This window comes from Streptomyces sp. yr375 (assembly GCF_900110755.1).
In the GTDB taxonomy this organism is placed as follows: Bacteria; Actinomycetota; Actinomycetes; order Streptomycetales; family Streptomycetaceae; genus Streptomyces.
The window spans coordinates 127,574-145,057 of sequence record NZ_FOFF01000008.1; the positions used below are offsets into that span (position 1 = coordinate 127,574).

Genomic DNA, 17,484 nt, shown 5'->3' on the forward strand with positions numbered 1-17,484 from the left:
GAACAGCCTACCGGGGTTTGCCGGGGCCGCCGACCACGGTGTCCGCCTCGCTAGGAGGGCCTGGCCATGGCTTTGACGAAGGCGCGCTCGACGTCGGCGGCGGACAGGACGCCGAAGATCTCGCCGGTCTCCTCGACGACGAGGTATTCGGTGGCGGGGGTGGCGCGCAGGACGTCGAGGAGGTCTTCGCCGGCGAGTTCGGCGGAGATCCGCATGCCGTCGTTGAGGTCCTGGGCGAGGCCGCTGACGGCGACCCAGGGGCGGCGGTGTTCGGGTACGCCGACGATGGCGGCCTCGCGGACGAGGGAGAGGGGTTCGCCGTGGGCGTCGACGACGACGAGGGCGCGGGCGCCGGCGTCGTTGGCGCGGCGCAGGGCCTCGGAGAGGGGGGTCTGGGTCTCGACGGGGACGGCGCGGCGGGTGAGGGTGCGGGCGCGCAGTTCGGGGAGGTGTTCGCGCAGGCGGGCCATGCGCAGGCTGTTGCCTGCGCCGGTCCAGATGATCGCGGCGAGGATGGCGGCGAGCAGGGCGTCGGTGACGGTGTCCATGCCGACGCTGTCCTCGGCGCCGGAGCCGAGGGCGCCGGACTGGGTGAGCAGGGGCAGTCCGATGAGGACGGAGACGGCGAGGGCGCGGCCGACCCAGGCGGCGGCGACGGTGCCGCTCATGGGCTTGCCGGTGATCTTCCAGACGACGGCGCGGAGCATGCGGCCGCCGTCGAGGGGGAGGCCGGGCAGCAGGTTGAAGATCGCCACGATGAGGTTGGAGATCATCAGGCCGGCCAGCAGGACGCCGGGGACGGTGCCGGGCTCGACGGTCTGCATGGCGAGGTAGAAGAGGCCGGAGAGGGCGAGGGAGAGGAGCGGGCCGACGAAGGCGAGCCAGAACTCGCGGCCGGGGGTCTCGGCTTCCTTCTCGATCTCGGAGACGCCGCCGAAGAACTGGAGCTGGATGCGGCGGACGGGGAGTTTGAAGCGGAGGGCGGCGATGGTGTGGGCGAGTTCGTGGATGAGTACGGAGGCGTAGAAGGCGACGGCGAAGAAGAGGGAGACGAGGTAGCGCAGGGCGCCGAGTTCGGGCAGGACGCGGTCGAGCTGGCCGCCGAACACCCAGGTGATGAGGGCGGCGACGAGGAACCAGCTCGGGGCGACGTAGACGGGCACGCCAAAGGGCCGGCCCATGAGGATGCCGCCGCGCGGCTGCTCCGGGGGGCGTGGGGGCGGGGGGCCTTTGGGGAGGGTGGGGGTGGGGGGTACGGCTTGCCCGGCCTCGGGCTGGGGTTCGGCCTCAGGCTGGGGCTGGGGCTGGGGGTCGGCTTCGGCCTTGGGCTGGGCCGCGCCCTCGGGCTTGACTTCGACCTTGGGCTGAGCCTCAGGCTCGGGCTGGACCTCGGCCTGGGATTCGCCTGCGGCCGGCTTCTCGTTCCCACCCGCACTGCCCGTGCCGCCGGAGTTATCCGTGCCGCCGGTGTTGCCCGTATTGCTCGTGCCGCCGGTGTTGTCCGTGTTGTCGGTGGGGTTTTCGGCGTCGGGATTTGGGGTGTCCGGGGTTCGGGCGAGGTCGGTGGCCGGGGGCGCAGGTGTGGCGGGGTGCTCGGCCGACTGTTCGTTGTCCGGCCGCGGCCGCCCGGTCCCGCCGCTTTCCACCACGGTGTCCCCTCGATCGAAGCGTCTCCCGCTCGTGCCGGGCGGGAGGGTCTGGGACCGATGGTATGCGGCGGTCGGGACGTGTTCCGCCCCGGCACCCCCTGTGTTTCCCTGCCCGTCGCCGCTGTTCGGGGTGTGGTGGGGTGCGGGGCTGGGTGACTGTCAGTGGTGGGCCGTATGGTCTGAGGCATGGAGAGCAGCAGCGAGGACGTCGTCCCGGCGGGCGACGGCGGTGTGGTGGGCGGTGTCGTGGAGGACGCGGCGGGGGCGGCCGGGCCCGGGGCGGCGGGGGCGGCTGTCGCGGTGGCGCCTGCCTCGCTGTCTCCGTCGCGGGCCGGTGATTTCATGCAGTGTCCGCTGCTGTACCGGTTCCGGGTGATCGACCGGCTGCCGGAGAAGCCGAGCCCGGCGGCCACGAAGGGGACGCTGGTGCACGCGGTCCTTGAGCGGTTGTTCGACGCTCCGGCGGCCGAGCGGACGGCGCCGCAGGCCAAGTCGCTGATCCCGGGTCAGTGGGACCGGCTGCGGGAGTCGCGGCCGGAGGTCGGGGAGCTGTTCGCCGACGATCCGGAGGGTGCGCGGCTGGCGGGCTGGCTGGCGGAGGCGGAGGGGCTGGTCGAGCGCTGGTTCACGCTGGAGGATCCGACGCGGCTGGAGCCCGCCGAGCGGGAGCTGTTCGTCGAGGCGGAGCTGGAGTCGGGGCTGCGGTTGCGCGGGATCATCGACCGGGTCGATGTGGCGCCCACCGGTGAGGTGCGGATCGTCGACTACAAGACGGGCAAGGCGCCCCGCGCGGAGTACGCCGACGGTGCGCTGTTCCAGATGAAGTTCTACGCGCTGGTGGTGTGGCGGCTGAAGAACGTGATCCCGCGTCGGCTCCAGCTCGTGTATCTGGGCAGTGGGGATGTGCTGACCTACGATCCCGTCCTCGCCGATCTCCAGCAGGTCGAGCGGAAGTTGCTGGCGCTGTGGGAGGCGATCCGGCTGGCGACGGAGACGGGTGAGTGGCGGCCGAGGCCGACCAAGTTGTGCGGCTGGTGCGACCATCAGGCGCACTGTCCGGAGTTCGGCGGCACTCCCCCGCCGTATCCGCTTCCGGTGACGCTTCAGGTGACGTCGCCGGTGAGGGCGGCCGAGTCCGAGGGTGGGGCGCAGGGCAGAATGGGGCCGGGCTAGAGAAGGAGACTTATCGTGGCCATCCGCGTCCTACTGGTCGATGACCAGCCGCTGTTGCGCACAGGCTTCCGGATGATTCTGGAGGCCGAGCAGGACATCGCGGTCGTCGGCGAGGCCGGAGACGGTCTGCAGGCTATCGACCAGGTGCGGGCGTTGCAGCCCGATGTGGTGCTGATGGACATCCGCATGCCGCGGATGGACGGGGTGGAGGCGACCCGGCAGATCACCGGGCCGGGGCGGGACGGTCCGGCGAAGGTGCTGGTGCTGACCACGTTCGATCTCGACGAGTACGTGGTGGAGGCGCTGCGGGCCGGGGCGAGCGGGTTCCTGCTGAAGGACGCGCCGGCCAATGAGCTGGTGCAGGCGATCCGGGTGGTGGCGGCCGGTGAGGCCATGTTGGCGCCGAGCATCACGCGCCGGCTGCTGGACAAGTACGCGACGCATCTGCCGTCGGGCGACGAGCCGGTGCCGGACACGCTGCACACCCTCACCGACCGTGAGGTGGAGGTGCTGAAGCTGGTGGCGCGGGGCCTGTCGAACGCCGAGATCGCCGCCGACCTGTTCGTCAGTGAGACGACGGTGAAGACGCACGTGGGGCATGTGCTGACGAAGTTGGGGCTGCGCGACCGGGTGCAGGCCGCGGTGTACGCGTACGAGAGCGGTCTGGTGCGTCCCGGCGCGCAGTAGGCCGGGGACACGCACGCGAACAGGGCGCCCCCTCCGGCGGGACAGCGGGAGGGGGCGCCCTGTGCGTGCGGGCGGGGGTCAGCCCTTGCTGAGTTCCCAGAAGCGGAACACCGTCGAGGTGTCGAGGCAGTTCTCCAGGCCGTAGACGTTGTCGCCGGCGACGGCGTACTGCTTGGCCTGCCAGATCGGCAGGACGGGGAGTTGTTCGGCGACGATGTCCTGGATCTCGGCGTAGTCGGGGCCGGTGGCGGTGCGGTCGCTCTGGGCGGCGGTGCGCGCAATGAGCGTGCCGGTGAGGTCGTCGTTGGTGTAGTTGTTGCCGAGCACGTTGCCCTTGCCGAAGAAGGGCGAGGTGAAGTTGTCGGCGTCCGGGTAGTCGGGCACCCAGCCCTTGACGTAGACGCCGTACTTGCCGGCGGCGATGTCCTTCTCGTACTGGTCGTAGGCGACGGACTGGACGTCGGCGTCGAACAGGCCGCTGGCGTTGAGCTGGGCGGCGATGGCCGTCAGTTCCTGGTCGGTGGCGGGGCCGTAGCGCGACGGGGTGGACCAGAGGGTGAGCTTCCCTTGTCGGTGATGCCGTCGTCGGCGAGCGCGGCGGCGGCCTTGGCCTGGGAGGGGCGGGCGCCGTAGCGGTCGAAGAAGGCGGTGTTGTGGCCCGCGATGCCGGCCGGGATGATCGAGTAGAGGGGGTCGGCGGTGCCCTGGTAGACGTCCTTGATGAGGGCTTCGCGGTCGATCAGGTGGGCGATGGCCCGGCGGACGCCTATCTTTCCGGCGACGGGGTCGGTCATGTTGAAGACGAGGTGCTGCACTTCGGCGCTGCTGCCCTCGACGGCCTCGGCGCCCGCGTCGGCGGTGGTGGTGTGCTGGAGGTCGGCGACGTCGGCGGCGGTCAGGCCCCGGTAGGCGATGTCGACGTCGCCGGCGAGCAGCGCCTGCTTGAGGGCCTTCTGGTCGCCGCCGAAGAACTTGAGGGTGACGCCGGTGTTCTGGGCGTCGCCTGCGGTGCCCCGGTAGTTCTCGTTGACGGAGAAGACGGCCTCGTCGTCGCCGAAGGAGTCCAGCTTGTAGGGGCCGGAGCCGACGGCGCCGCCGTCTTCGCGCAGGGCGTCGGCGTCGTATTCCTTGTGGTCGACGATGGAGCCGGCGCCCGAGGCGATCTTGCTGGGGAAGGTGGCGTCGGGGCTCTTCAGCCGGAAGACGACGGTCTTGGCGTCGGGGGTCTCGACCTTGTCGAGCGTGGGGAACATGATCGCCGGGCCGGCATCGTCGTTGATCTTCAGCGTGCGGTCGAAGGAGAACTTGACGTCCTCGGAGGTGAGCGCGTCGCCGTTGCTGAACTTCAGGCCGTCCTTCAGGGTGCACGAGTAGACCTGGGTCTTCGTGTCGGTGAAGGTGCACTCCTTGGCCGCGTCCGGCTCGGGTTCGGTGCCGCCCTTGGGGAAGCTCAGCAGGGACTGGAAGACGTTGTTGAACAACAGCCAGGAGCCTGGGTCGTAGCCGGACGCGGGGTCGGTGGCGAGGACGTCGTCGGACATTCCCAGGACGACGGAGGAGGAGTCGCCCCCGGATCCGCCGCTCTGGGTGCCGCAGCCGGTCAACAGGCCCGAGGCCAGTCCCGCCACGATGGGCAGGACCGGCCACTGGTTACGCATGTTCACGAAGTGCCTTCGTCGTCGGTTCTCGTCACACCGGAGCCGCCGTCCCGGGCCCCGGGCCGTCTGGGGGGTTCGGTCAGTTGCTGACGCCTCGGCCCAGCTCCCACAGTTGGAGGGTCGCGGAGGAGTTCAGCGCGTACGCCGTGCCCGTGATGTCGCTGTTGGCGGCGACGTACTGCTTGCCCTGCCACAGGGGCAGGATCGGTACGTCCTGGGCGACGATGTCCTGGATCTTCGTCAGGCTCTTGGCGGCGCTGAGGCGGTCGGCCTCGCGGCGGGAGGCCGGGATCAGGTCGCTGATGATGTCCTTTTCGGCGTAGGACGACTTGAGGACGTTGTCCTTGTCGAGGAACGGCGCGACGAAGTTGTCGGCGTCGGGGAAGTCGGGGAACCAGCCCATGCCGTAGACGGCGTACTCGCCCTTGTGCTGGGCCGGGACGAACGACTCCCAGGGGGTGCCCTCGATGCTGACGTCGAACAGGCCGGTGTCGTTGAGCTGCTTCTGCAGCGTCTCGAACTCCTGCTTCGTGGCCGGGCCGTAGTGGTCGGTCGTGTAGTGCAGCGTCAGCTTCACCGGGGTGGTGATGTCCGCGTCGGCGAGCAGGGTCTTGGCCTTGCCGACGTTCGGGTCGCCGTAGGTGTTGAAGAACGAGTTGGAGTGGCCGATGAGGGTGGCCGGGACCAGCGAGTAGAGGGGCTCGGCCTGGGAGCCGTACACCTTGGTGACGAGTTCGGCGCGGTCGACGACCTGGGCCATCGCCTGGCGCACGGCCTTGGACTTGACCGTGGGGGCGGTGGTGTTGAAGGCCAGGTAGCGGATCTCGAGGCCGTTGAGCTCGACCATGTCGATGTCGCCGCTGACGGAGCCCGCGGCGAGCTTCTTGATCTGCTCGGGCGACATGGTGCGGGTCATGAGGTCGATGTCGCCCTTCTGGAGGGCGGCGCCCATGGCGTCGGCGTCCTTGTAGGAGACCATGTCGACCTCGTCGTTGTTCACCTTCAGCGTCCCCTTGTAGTGGGGGTTCTTGGTGAACACGGCCTTGGTCATCTGGCGGCCGTCGGTCTCGGCCTTGAGGGTGTAGGGGCCGGAGCCGTCGATCGCGAAGCCGGCGCGCAGCTTGGCCTTGTCGTAGTCGTCGGGGTTGACGATGCCGGCGACCGGGGTCGACAACTTGAAGGGGAAAGTGGCGTCGGCGGTCTTGAGATGGAAGATGACTTCGTTGTCGCCCTGCGTTTCGATGGTGTCGATCGTGGAGAGCAGGGCGAACACGCCGGAGTCGGCCTTGATGGTGCGGGCGCGCTCGATGGAGAACTTGACGTCCTCGGCGGTGACGGCGTCGCCGTTGGCGAAGGTCAGGCCGCTGCGCAGCTTGCAGGCGTAGCGCTCGTTGCCGCTGTCGGTGAAGGCGCAGCTCTGGGCCGCCTCGGGGACGGGTTCGCCCTCGCCCTTGGGCTGGATCATCAGGGTCTGCACGGTCTGGCGCAGGATGTTCCAGGTGCCGACGTCGTAGGAATAGGCGGGGTCGAACGGCGCCGGGGTGTCCTTGGTGGCGGTGAACCGGTCGGTGGTGCCGACGACAATGGCGTTTCCGCTGCTGCCGGCGCCTTCGGACGCGCCGCAGGCGGCGAGTACGGGCGCGAGCAGACCGATCACGGTCGGCAGCACCAATGTCTTGCGGTTCATGCTCGAGTTTCTCCAGAGCTGTCGGTCCGTGTATCCGGCATGCAGGGGTGTCGCGGCGGATCACGGGGAGGGCGATGTTCCCGCCACGAGGTTAGTCCGCACCGGCACGAGGGCTCGCGGCAACCGGAGTTGAAAGTCCATCACGCAGCGGAACCGGCCGTGGACGCACTGAACAAACGCCAGCGGAAGGATTCGTACAGCGAATCACCAATCGGGACACAAAGGTGCGACCGGCCCTCTCGAAATCGGCACAGAAACACACGGAGAGCCATCTGTCGACCCCCGATCGGGTGGGGAACGTCACATGCGCGAAAGGGTTCCGGTAGGCCGGAATTCGGCCGTCGTGGAGGCGTCGGTGGAGATCCGAATTCCCCCGCGCGCACGCCCGCCGAATTCCTTGTTGTCGGCGGTGCACGCTGGGTGAACGCCCTATCGGAATTTCCGTCGCGGGCCGCTCTTCAATGATCGTCCCGGGGTCAGCGGAGCGGCATCAGGCCACGGAGAAAAGGCAGGTCGACCTGTTCCAGGGAGGGGACGACGGTGCGTCGCGCGGAGGGCGTGATGGGGGCCACGGAGGGCACCGCGACGACATGGCAGCCCGCCGCCTCCGCCGAGGCGACGCCGGTCGCGGTGTCCTCGACGACGGCGCATCTGGCGGGGTCGACGCCGAGGCCTGCGGCGGCGAACAGGTAGGGGTCGGGGTACGGCTTGGTGCGCGGGACCTCGTCACCGGCGACGGTGAGGTGGAAGTTGCCGGCGCCGAGCGAGGCGAGGACGCGGTCGATGATGCGCCGGTGGGAGGCGGAGACGAGGGCGGTGGGGACATCGTGCTCGGCCAGTTCGTCGAGCAGTCGGGCGGCGCCCGGCATCAGGGGCAGGGCGCGGGTGATGCGGTCCTCGAAGCCGTCGTTGAGCAGGACGGTCAGGTCTGCGAGGGCGATCTCGGCCCCGGTCGCCTCGATCAGGAACCCGGCGCTGCGGCTCATCGGGCCGCCGACGACGACATGGCGCCAGGAGTCGTCGAGGGCGTGGCCGAGTCCGGCGAAGATCTCGACCTCGACGTCCCACCAGAAGCCCTCGGTGTCCACCAGGGTGCCGTCCATGTCGAGGAGCACGGCCTGGAGGGCTGAGCCTTCGGCCGTTCGGGTCACTGACGCGGGAACCGTGCTGGTCATCCACGTACCTCCTTGAGGGACGAGCAGGCCGGTTCCCGTGAAGGAACCGGCCTGCAGTGGACCGACCAGTGTACGACTTATCCGATCAGTGTGCTCAGCGGCACGCCTGGCACCACGCGTACGTCACCGTGCGTACATCACCATGCGTACGTCACCGTGCGTTGAAGTATTTCGCCTCGGGGTGGTGGATGACGATGGCGTCGGTGGACTGTTCGGGGTGGAGTTGGAATTCTTCGGAGAGGTGGACGCCGATTCGTTCGGGTTGGAGGAGGTCGGCGATCTTGGCGCGGTCTTCGAGGTTGGGGCAGGCGCCGTAGCCGAGGGAGAAGCGGGCGCCGCGGTATTTGAGGGCGAACATGTCCTGGACGTCGGTGGGGTCTTCGCCGGCGTAGCCGAGTTCGGAGCGGACGCGGGCGTGCCAGTATTCGGCGAGGGCTTCGGCCAACTGCACGGAGAGGCCGTGGAGTTCGAGGTAGTCGCGGTAGGCGTTGGCTTCGAAGAGTTTGGCTGTTTCCTCGCCGATGCGGTTGCCGACGGTGACGATCTGGAGTCCGACGACGTCCCGTTCTCCGGTTTCTTCGGGGCGGAAGTAGTCGGCGAGGCAGAGGCGGCGGCCTCGGTGCTGGCGGGGGAAGGTGAAGCGGGTGCGTTCGTTGCCGTCGTCGTCCAGGATGATGAGGTCGTCGTCTTTGGAGACGCAGGGGAAGTAGCCGTAGACGACGGCGGCTTCGAGGAGGTTGTCGGTCTGGAGTTTGTCGAGCAGGCCGCGCAGCCGGGGGCGGCCCTCGGTCTCGACGAGTTCCTCGTAGGTGGGTCCGTCGCCGGTGCGGGCCTGCTTCAGGCCCCATTGGCCCTTGAAGAGGGCGCCCTCGTCGAGCCAGGACGCGTACTCCTTGAGCTGGATGCCCTTGATGACGCGCGTGCCCGCGAAGGGCGGGGTGGGGACGGGGTTGTCGGTGGCGACGTCGGAGCGGACGTGGCCTTCCTCCGGGCGCTCCTCGACCAGCGTGCTCGCGGCGGCGGTGGTGGTGCGGACGCGGCGTTGTTTCAGTTCGGGGAGGGCTGCTCCGGGGATGCCGCGTTTGACGCCGATGAGGGCGTCCATGAGGCGCAGGCCTTCGAAGGCGTCGCGGGCGTAGCGGACTTCGCCTTCGTAGATCTCGTGCAGGTCCTGCTCGACGTAGGCGCGGGTGAGGGCCGCGCCGCCGAGGATCACCGGATAGTCGGCCGCCAGGCCCCGCTGGTTGAGCTCCTCCAGGTTCTCCTTCATGATCACGGTGGATTTGACGAGGAGGCCGGACATGCCGATGACGTCGGCGCGGTGTTCGGCGGCGGCGTCGAGGATCGCGGAGACGGGTTGTTTGATGCCGAGGTTGACGACGGTGTAGCCGTTGTTGGAGAGGATGATGTCGACGAGGTTCTTGCCGATGTCGTGGACGTCGCCGCGGACGGTGGCCAGGACGATGGTGCCCTTGCCGTCGTCGTCGGTCTTCTCCATGTGCGGTTCGAGGTGGGCGACGGCGGTCTTCATGATCTCGGCGGACTGGAGCACGAAGGGCAGTTGCATCTGGCCGGAGCCGAACAGTTCGCCGACGACCTTCATGCCGTCCAGGAGGGTGTCGTTGACGATGTCCAGCGCCGGACGCGTCTGCAGGGCCTGGTCGAGGTCGGTTTCCAGGCCGTTCTTCTCGCCGTCGATGACACGGCGTTTGAGGCGCTCCTCCAGGGGGAGGGCGGCGAGTTCCTCGGCCCGGCCGGCCTTGAGGGACTTCGTCGTCGCGCCCTCGAACAGTTGCATGAGCTTCTGCAGCGGGTCGTAGCCCTCCGCCCGCCGGTCGTGGATGAGGTCGAGGGCGGTCTGTACTTCTTCGTCGGTGAAGCGGGCGATGGGCAGGATCTTGCTGGCGTGGACGATCGCGGAGTCCAGGCCGGCTTTGACGCATTCGTCGAGGAAGACGGAGTTGAGGAGGATGCGGGCGGCGGGGTTGAGGCCGAAGGAGATGTTCGACAGGCCCAGGGTGGTCTGGACGTCGGGGTGGCGGCGTTTGAGTTCGCGGATGGCTTCGATGGTGGCGACGCCGTCGCCGCGGGATTCTTCCTGGCCGGTGCAGATGGTGAAGGTCAGGGTGTCGATGAGGATGTCCTCCTCGCGGATGCCCCAGTTCCCGGTGAGGTCGTCGATGAGGCGTTCGGCGATCTCGACCTTCTTCTGCGGGGTGCGGGCCTGGCCTTCCTCGTCGATGGTCAGCGCGATCAGTGCGGCGCCGTGTTCCTGGGCCAGGCGGGTGACTTTGGCGAAGCGGGAGTCAGGGCCGTCGCCGTCCTCGTAGTTGACGGAGTTGATGACCGCCCGCCCGCCGAGTTTTTCCAGCCCGGCCCGGATCACGGGGACCTCGGTGGAGTCCAGGACGATGGGGAGGGTGGAGGCGGTCGCGAAGCGGCCGGCGAGTTCGGCCATGTCGGCGACGCCGTCGCGGCCGACGTAGTCGACGCACAGGTCCAGGAGGTGCGCGCCCTCACGGATCTGCTCCCGGGCGAGCTCCACGCAGTCGTCCCAGCGGGCTTCGAGCATGGCCTCGCGGAACTTCTTCGAGCCGTTGGCGTTGGTGCGCTCGCCGATCGCGAGGTAGGAGGTGTCCTGGCGGAAGGGGACGCTCTGGTAGAGGGAGGCGGCGCCGGGCTCGGGGCGCGGGTCGCGGGCCGGCGGGGTCAGGCCTCGGACGCGTTCGACGACCTGGCGCAGGTGTTCGGGGGTGGTGCCGCAGCAGCCGCCGACCAGGGACAGGCCGTACTCGCGCACGAAGTTCTCCTGCGCGTCGGCCAGCTCGGGTGCGGACAGCGGGTAGTGCGCGCCGTTCTTCCCGAGCACCGGCAGGCCCGCGTTCGGCATACACGCCAGCGGAATACGCGCGTTACGGGCCAGGTAGCGCAGGTGCTCGCTCATCTCCGCCGGACCCGTCGCGCAGTTCATGCCGATCATGTCGATGCCGAGCGGCTCCAGCGCCGTCAGCGCGGCGCCGATCTCCGAGCCCAGCAGCATGGTGCCCGTCGTCTCCACCGTCACCGAAACAATCAGCGGCACGTCCAGGCCGGCCTGCTCGCGGGCGCGGTGGGCGCCCAGCACGGCGGCCTTGGTCTGGAGCAGGTCCTGGGTGGTCTCGACGATGAGCGCGTCGGAGCCGCCGGTGATGAGGCCCTCGGCGTTGCGCTGATAGGCGTCGCGCAGCGTGGTGAAGTCGATGTGGCCGAGGGTCGGCAGCTTGGTGCCGGGGCCGATCGAGCCCAGCACCCAGCGCTGCCGGCCGTCACGGGCGGCGAAGGCGTCGGCGGTCTCGCGGGCGATGCGGGCACCGGCCTCGGACAGTTCGTACACCCGTTCGGGGATGTCGTACTCGACCATGGCGGAGTGGTTTGCGCCGAACGTGTTGGTCTCGACGCAGTCCACGCCCGCGTCGAAGTACTCCTCGTGCACGGAGCGGACGATGTCCGGCCGGGTGACGTTGAGGATCTCGTTGCAGCCCTCGAGGTTCTCGAAGTCCTCGAGGGTGGGCTCCTGGGCCTGGAGCATGGTGCCCATGGCTCCGTCGGCCACCACGACACGCGTGGCCAGGGCCGCTCGGAGCGCGGACACACGGGTCCGGCTGTCGGCGGAAGGGGTCGGCGGCACAGAGGCCATGTAAGGGCTCCCTCAGATGCGACGGCTGTCGGCTTTGCGTCACCTCAGGATGCGTGCGGAAACGACATCCCGTGGAGAGCGCACGCCGTCAGGGTAGCCGGACGGAGGCCTTATGGTCAGGGGCGTCCACGGGACGGACGAACGTGGCGGGCGACCGTGACCGACGAAGGTGACGGGCGGACGTGGCGGCGGGGCCCGCGCGGGGGTGTGCGGAGCGCGGGCGTGTCCCGCCGGGCAGACGAGTGACGTGATGTGACGTGACGCGTGTCGGGACGTCGCATCGAGACATGTTCGAGACACGTGTCGAAACGCGAATCGGCCGACCATTAGCGGGAGGTCGGCATGGACCGGTAGTGTTCGACATTGCCGAACGCCGGTGGCGACTACCGCGCGTGGTTCGGTCGAAGGGGACGGAGGCAGGACGGCGATGGCACGGAACATCCAGTCGGTCGAACGTGCGGCCGCGATGCTGCGGCTGCTCGCGGGCGGCGAGCGGCGCCTGGGCCTGTCGGACATCGCCTCGTCCACGGGTCTGGCCAAGGGCACCGCGCACGGCATCCTGCGCACCCTCCAGCAGGAGGGCTTCGTCGAGCAGGACGACGCCTCCGGGCGCTACCAGCTCGGCGCGGAGCTGCTGCGCCTGGGCACCACCTACCTGGACGTGCACGAGCTGCGCGCGCGTGCCCTGGTGTGGACGGACGACCTGGCCCGTTCCAGCGGCGAGAGCGTGCACCTGGGGGTGCTGCACCAGCAGGGCGTGCTGATCGTGCACCACGTCTTCCGGCCCGACGACAGCCGGCAGGTGCTGGAGATCGGCGCCATGCAGCCGCTGCACTCCACGGCCCTGGGCAAGGTGCTGTCGGCCTACGACCCGGTCGCGCACAGCGAGGCCCTAGAGGCCGAGCGCAAGCCGTTCACGGACCGTACGGTGTGCGAGCCGGAGGCCTTCGAGCACATCCTCGACCTCACGCGCGCGCGTGGCTACGCGGCCGACGTGGAGGAGACCTGGGAGGGCGTGGCCTCCATCGCCGCGCCCATCCACGACCGGCGCCGCATGCCCGTCGGCGCGGTCGGCATCACGGGCGCCGTGGAACGGCTGGGCCGGGACGGCGAGCTGCGCCCCGAGCTGATCGCGGCGGTACGCGACTGCGCCCGCGCGGTGTCGCGGGACCTGGGCGCCGGGCGCTTCTGAGAAGTACGTGAGAGCGGGCCGGGACGTCGCGACGACGTCCCGGCCTGTGGCATACCCTGAAACAATCTCGAAATAGTACAAAAAGGGCGAGAGTACGCGCACCGACGCGAAGATCGATAACCCACACCGGCCCCACAGCAACCCGACGCCGACCCCGCATCGGCCCCGCGCCGCTGAATAACGATCGTGTTTTCGATAACAGCACTCTTGACGCACACGTAACGCCGGGGCAAGACTCCCGTCCATCGGTCGGCATTGTCGAACACTTGACGGCAATACACGCTAGAGTGTGACAACGCCAAAGGGCCGGCATCGCTCTCACCCCCGAGGGCGCACGAACCCCCGGCGGGAACCGGGGTTCGGCTTCCCTGGACGAAGGACAAAGGAGTCGCGGGTGTCCAGCTCCGACATCTTCATCGGCGAGACCATCGGTACCGCCATACTCATCCTGCTCGGCGGTGGCGTCTGCGCCGCCGTCACGCTGAAGGCCTCCAAGGCCCGAGGCGCCGGCTGGCTCGCCATCACCTTCGGGTGGGGTTTCGCCGTTCTGACGGCCGTCTACACCTCGGCGCCCCTCTCCGGCGCCCACCTCAACCCGGCGGTCACCCTCGCTCTCGCGATCAAGGACGACGACTGGAGCAACGTTCCGGTCTACTGGGCCGGGCAACTGCTCGGCGCCGCCATCGGCGCCGCCCTGGTCTGGGTCGCCTACTACGGCCAGTTCCAGGCGCACCTCACCGACGAGGAGATCGTCGGCAAGCCGGAGGCGCGCGCCACGGACGGCAAGGCCGTCGAGGCGCGGGAACAGGCCGCAGGACCGGTCCTGGGCATCTTCTCCACCGGCCCCGAGATCCGCGTCGTCTGGCAGAACCTCGCCACGGAGATCATCGGCACCACCGTGCTGGTGCTGGCCATCCTCACGCAGGGCCTCAACGACAAGGGCAACGGCCTCGGCACCCTGGGCGCGCTGATCACCGCGTTCGTGGTCGTCTCGATCGGCCTCTCCCTCGGTGGCCCGACCGGCTACGCGATCAACCCGGCCCGTGACCTCGGCCCGCGCATCGTGCACTCCCTCCTGCCCCTGCCCAACAAGGGCGGCTCCGACTGGAGCTACGCCTGGATCCCGGTGGTCGGTCCGCTGATCGGCGGCGCGATCGCTGCAGGCATCTACAACGTCGCTTTTGCTTGAGTTCGTCCGAAGAGCACCAGCCACACCATGTAGTCAGCAGCGCCGCACAGACCGCACCCCGCCCACGGAAACCACGGAACTTCAGGAGCACACAGTGACCGACGCGCACACCGCCGGGCCGTTCATCGCCGCCATCGACCAGGGCACCACCTCCTCCCGCTGCATCGTGTTCGACCGGGACGGCCGGATCGTCTCCGTCGACCAGAAGGAGCACGAGCAGATCTTCCCCAAGCCGGGCTGGGTCGAGCACGACGCGAACGAGATCTGGACCAACGTCCAGGAAGTCGTCGCCTCCGCCATCGCGAAGGCCGGCATCACCCGCGACGACATCAAGGCCATCGGCATCACCAACCAGCGCGAGACCACGCTGCTGTGGGACAAGAACACCGGTGAGCCCGTCCACAACGCCATCGTCTGGCAGGACACCCGCACCGACGCGCTCTGCAAGGAGCTCGGCCGCAACGTCGGCCAGGACCGCTTCCGCCGCGAGACGGGCCTGCCGCTGGCCTCCTACTTCGCCGGTCCGAAGGCCCGCTGGCTGCTGGACAACGTCGCTGGGCTGCGCGAGCGCGCCGAGGCCGGCGACATCCTCTTCGGCACCATGGACAGCTGGGTCATCTGGAACCTGACGGGCGGCGTGAACGGCGGCCGGCACGTCACCGACGTCACCAACGCCTCCCGCACCATGCTGATGAACCTGCACACCATGATGTGGGACGAGAAGATCGCCGAGTCCATCGGCGTCCCGCTGAACGTGCTGCCCGAGATCCGCTCCTCCGCCGAGGTCTACGGCGAGGTCACCGGCGGCCGTCTCGGCGACCTGCTCGGCGGCATCCCGGTCGCGTCCGCGCTCGGCGACCAGCAGGCGGCCCTGTTCGGCCAGACCTGTTTCGCCGAGGGCGAGGCCAAGTCGACGTACGGCACCGGCACCTTCCTGCTGATGAACACCGGTGAGAAGCCGGTCAACTCGTACAACGGCCTGCTCACCACGGTCGGTTACCGCATCGGCGACCAGAAGGCGGTCTACGCCCTCGAGGGGTCGATCGCCGTCACCGGTTCGCTGGTGCAGTGGATGCGCGACCAGATGGGCCTGATCTCCACCGCCGCCGAGATCGAGACGCTCGCGCTCTCCGTCGAGGACAACGGCGGCGCCTACTTCGTGCCGGCCTTCTCCGGTCTGTTCGCCCCGTACTGGCGCTCCGACGCCCGTGGCGTGATCGCCGGCCTCACCCGGTACGTCACCAAGGCGCACCTCGCGCGCGCCGTCCTGGAGGCCACCGCCTGGCAGACCCGTGAGATCACCGACGCCATGACGAAGGACTCCGGCGTCGAGCTCACGACCCTCAAGGTCGACGGCGGCATGACCTCCAACAACCTGCTGATGCAGACGCTCTCCGACTTCGTGGACGCCCCCGTGGTGCGCCCGATGGTCGCCGAGACCACCTGCCTCGGCGCCGCCTACGCCGCCGGTCTCGCCGTCGGCTTCTGGACCAGCACCGACGACCTGCGCGCCAACTGGCGCCGGGCCGCCGAGTGGACCCCCCGCATGGACGCGGAGAGCCGCGACCGTGAGTACAAGAGCTGGCTCAAGGCCGTGGAGCGGACCATGGGCTGGATCGAAGACGAAAACTGACGAGGAGTAAGAACCCCACATGACCAGTCAGTCCACCCTGCAGTCCGTGCCTGCCCTGGGGACGCGCCCGGCGTCCGGCTCCAACCCGAGCCGCGCCGAGACCCGGGAGCAGCTCTCCAAGGCGTCGTACGACCTCCTCGTCATCGGCGGCGGCATCCTGGGCATCTCCACCGCCTGGCACGCAGCGCAGTCCGGGCTCAGGGTGGCCCTGGTCGACGCCGGCGACTTCGCCGGCGCCACCTCCTCCGCCTCCTCCAAGCTGCTCCACGGCGGTCTGCGCTACCTGCAGACCGGTGCGGTGAAGCTGGTGGCGGAGAACCACTTCGAGCGCCGTGCGGTGTCCCGTCAGGTGGCCCCCCACCTGGCGAACCCGCTCACGTTCTACCTCCCCGTGTACAAGGGCGGGCCGCACGGCGCGGCGAAGCTCGGGGCGGGCGTCTTCGCCTACTCCGCGCTGTCGGCGTTCGGTGACGGCGTCGGCCACCTGCTGTCACCGGCCAAGGCCGCGCAGGACGTGCCCGAGCTGCGCACCGACAACCTCAAGGCCGTGGCCGTGTACGGCGACGACCAGATGAACGACGCGCGCATGGCGCTGATGACGGTGCGCGCGGCCGTCGAGGCGGGCGCGGTCGTCCTCAACCACGCCGAGGTCACCGGCCTGCGGTTCACCAAGGGCCGGGTGACCGGCGCCGACCTGCGCGACCGGCAGTCCGGCGACGAGTTCGGGGTCAACGCCCGGCTCGTCCTGAACGCGACCGGCCCGTGGGTCGACCACCTGCGCAAGCTGGAGGACCCGAACGCGGCGCCGTCCATCCGGCTGTCGAAGGGCGCACACCTGGTCCTGAAGCGCACCGCCCCCTGGAAGGCGGCGCTCGCGACCCCCATCGACAAGTACCGCATCACCTTCGCCCTCCCGTGGGAGGACATGCTGCTGCTCGGCACCACCGACGAGGAGTTCGAGGGCGACCCGGCGGACGTCTCGGTGACCGAGAAGGACACCGCCCAGATACTGGACGAGGCCGCGTTCTCCATCCGCGACCAGCAGCTCGACCGGGACCTCATCACGTACTCCTTCGCGGGCCTGCGGGTGCTGCCGGGCGGCCCCGGCGACACGGCGAAGGCCAAGCGGGAGACCGTGGTCACGGAGGGCCGTGGCGGCATGCTGTCGGTCGCGGGCGGCAAGTGGACGACGTTCCGGCACATCGGCCGTACGGTCATGCAGAAGCTGGAGGCGCTGCCGGGCCGTCCGCTGGGCGAGGACTTCGAGCCGATCTCGTCGCTGCCGAAGAAGCTGCCGCTGCCCGGTGTCGCCAATCCGCGCGCGGTCGCGCACCGGCTGCTGGTCGACCACCCGGCGCCCGGCCCGCGCATGGCCGCCGACACGGCGCGCCACCTGGCCACCCACTACGGGTCGCTGGCCTTCGACATCGCCCGCCTGGCCAACGACAACCCGGAGCTGGCGCAGCGCGTGCACCCGGACGCTCCCGAGATCTGGGCGCAGGTCGTGTACGCGCGGGACAACGAGTGGGCCGAGACGGTCGACGACGTGCTGCGGCGCCGGACTACGCTGACGATCCGGGGGTTGGCCACGAATGAGGTCCGCGCCAGGGTGCAGGGTCTGCTCGACAAGAAGTGAGACGTGGGTGGTACGGCACGTGAAAGGGGCGGCTCCTTTGTCTAGGAGCCGCCCCTTTCACGTGCCGTGTCCGTTGTTTTTTGGCTGCGGGTGCGCGGTGTGGCTGATCGCGCAGTTCCCCGCGCCCCT

The 17,484-nt window shown here is 69.4% G+C and carries 10 protein-coding genes and 1 pseudogene; 6 read left to right on the forward strand and 5 right to left on the reverse strand.

What is annotated here, in order from left to right; translation table 11 throughout:
* Positions 1-50: 50 nt before the first annotated feature.
* Positions 51-1,649 (reverse strand): site-2 protease family protein, encoded by a 1,599-nt coding sequence (locus tag BMZ82_RS11585; RefSeq protein ID WP_093774520.1) that lies wholly within the window; start codon positions 1,647-1,649, stop codon positions 51-53.
* Positions 1,650-1,835: 186 nt separating this feature from the next.
* Between BMZ82_RS11585 and BMZ82_RS11590 the strand changes: the two genes are divergently transcribed.
* On the forward strand, positions 1,836-2,822 hold the full coding sequence (locus BMZ82_RS11590) for a RecB family exonuclease (protein WP_093774522.1): 987 nt from the start codon (positions 1,836-1,838) through the stop codon (positions 2,820-2,822).
* 15 nt (positions 2,823-2,837) lie between these two features.
* A complete protein-coding gene (locus tag BMZ82_RS11595) occupies positions 2,838-3,509 on the forward strand; it encodes a response regulator (protein WP_093774523.1) in 672 nt (223 codons plus the stop codon).
* Between the two features lie 78 nt (positions 3,510-3,587).
* On the opposite strand, the pseudogene BMZ82_RS11600 reads toward BMZ82_RS11595, so the two are convergent.
* The 4 genes and pseudogenes from BMZ82_RS11600 to metH all read right to left on the reverse strand — a co-directional run bounded on the left by BMZ82_RS11600 (position 3,588) and on the right by metH (position 11,705).
* Positions 3,588-5,173, reverse strand: a pseudogene (locus BMZ82_RS11600) (ABC transporter substrate-binding protein).
* 73 nt (positions 5,174-5,246) lie between these two features.
* Positions 5,247-6,854 (reverse strand): ABC transporter substrate-binding protein, encoded by a 1,608-nt coding sequence (locus tag BMZ82_RS11605; RefSeq protein WP_093774525.1) that lies wholly within the window; start codon positions 6,852-6,854, stop codon positions 5,247-5,249.
* Between the two features lie 476 nt (positions 6,855-7,330).
* Positions 7,331-8,029 carry an HAD family hydrolase gene (locus BMZ82_RS11610; RefSeq protein WP_093774527.1) on the reverse strand — a complete coding sequence of 233 codons (699 nt, stop codon included), beginning with the start codon at positions 8,027-8,029 and terminating at the stop codon, positions 7,331-7,333.
* Positions 8,030-8,180: 151 nt separating this feature from the next.
* Positions 8,181-11,705: a methionine synthase gene (gene metH, locus BMZ82_RS11615; protein WP_093774529.1), complete on the reverse strand. Its 3,525-nt coding sequence runs from the start codon at positions 11,703-11,705 to the stop codon at positions 8,181-8,183.
* Between the two features lie 427 nt (positions 11,706-12,132).
* Between metH and BMZ82_RS11620 the strand changes: the two genes are divergently transcribed.
* The 4 genes from BMZ82_RS11620 (at position 12,133) to BMZ82_RS11635 (ending at position 17,355) form a co-directional block, all read left to right on the forward strand.
* Positions 12,133-12,897: an IclR family transcriptional regulator gene (locus BMZ82_RS11620; RefSeq protein WP_093774531.1), complete on the forward strand. Its 765-nt coding sequence runs from the start codon at positions 12,133-12,135 to the stop codon at positions 12,895-12,897.
* Between the two features lie 394 nt (positions 12,898-13,291).
* Entirely contained in the window at positions 13,292-14,086 is a 795-nt protein-coding gene (locus BMZ82_RS11625; protein WP_093774533.1) for an MIP/aquaporin family protein, read from the forward strand.
* Positions 14,087-14,180: 94 nt separating this feature from the next.
* Positions 14,181-15,719: a glycerol kinase GlpK gene (gene glpK / locus BMZ82_RS11630; protein ID WP_093774535.1), complete on the forward strand. Its 1,539-nt coding sequence runs from the start codon at positions 14,181-14,183 to the stop codon at positions 15,717-15,719.
* A 19-nt stretch (positions 15,720-15,738) separates the two neighbouring features.
* The gene (locus BMZ82_RS11635) at positions 15,739-17,355 is read left to right on the forward strand and encodes a glycerol-3-phosphate dehydrogenase/oxidase (protein ID WP_093774537.1); all 1,617 of its coding nucleotides are present in this window, start codon (positions 15,739-15,741) and stop codon (positions 17,353-17,355) included.
* Positions 17,356-17,484 lie beyond the last annotated feature (129 nt).

Coding starts and splice junctions, on each gene's coding strand:
- BMZ82_RS11620 (WP_093774531.1), top strand. CDS start 12,133: ATGGCACGGAACATCCAGTCGGTCGAACGTGCGGCCGCGATGCTGCGG.
- metH (WP_093774529.1), bottom strand. CDS start 11,705: ATGGCCTCTGTGCCGCCGACCCCTTCCGCCGACAGCCGGACCCGTGTG.
- BMZ82_RS11590 (WP_093774522.1), top strand. CDS start 1,836: ATGGAGAGCAGCAGCGAGGACGTCGTCCCGGCGGGCGACGGCGGTGTG.
- BMZ82_RS11605 (WP_093774525.1), bottom strand. CDS start 6,854: ATGAACCGCAAGACATTGGTGCTGCCGACCGTGATCGGTCTGCTCGCG.
- BMZ82_RS11610 (WP_093774527.1), bottom strand. CDS start 8,029: ATGACCAGCACGGTTCCCGCGTCAGTGACCCGAACGGCCGAAGGCTCA.
- BMZ82_RS11635 (WP_093774537.1), top strand. CDS start 15,739: ATGACCAGTCAGTCCACCCTGCAGTCCGTGCCTGCCCTGGGGACGCGC.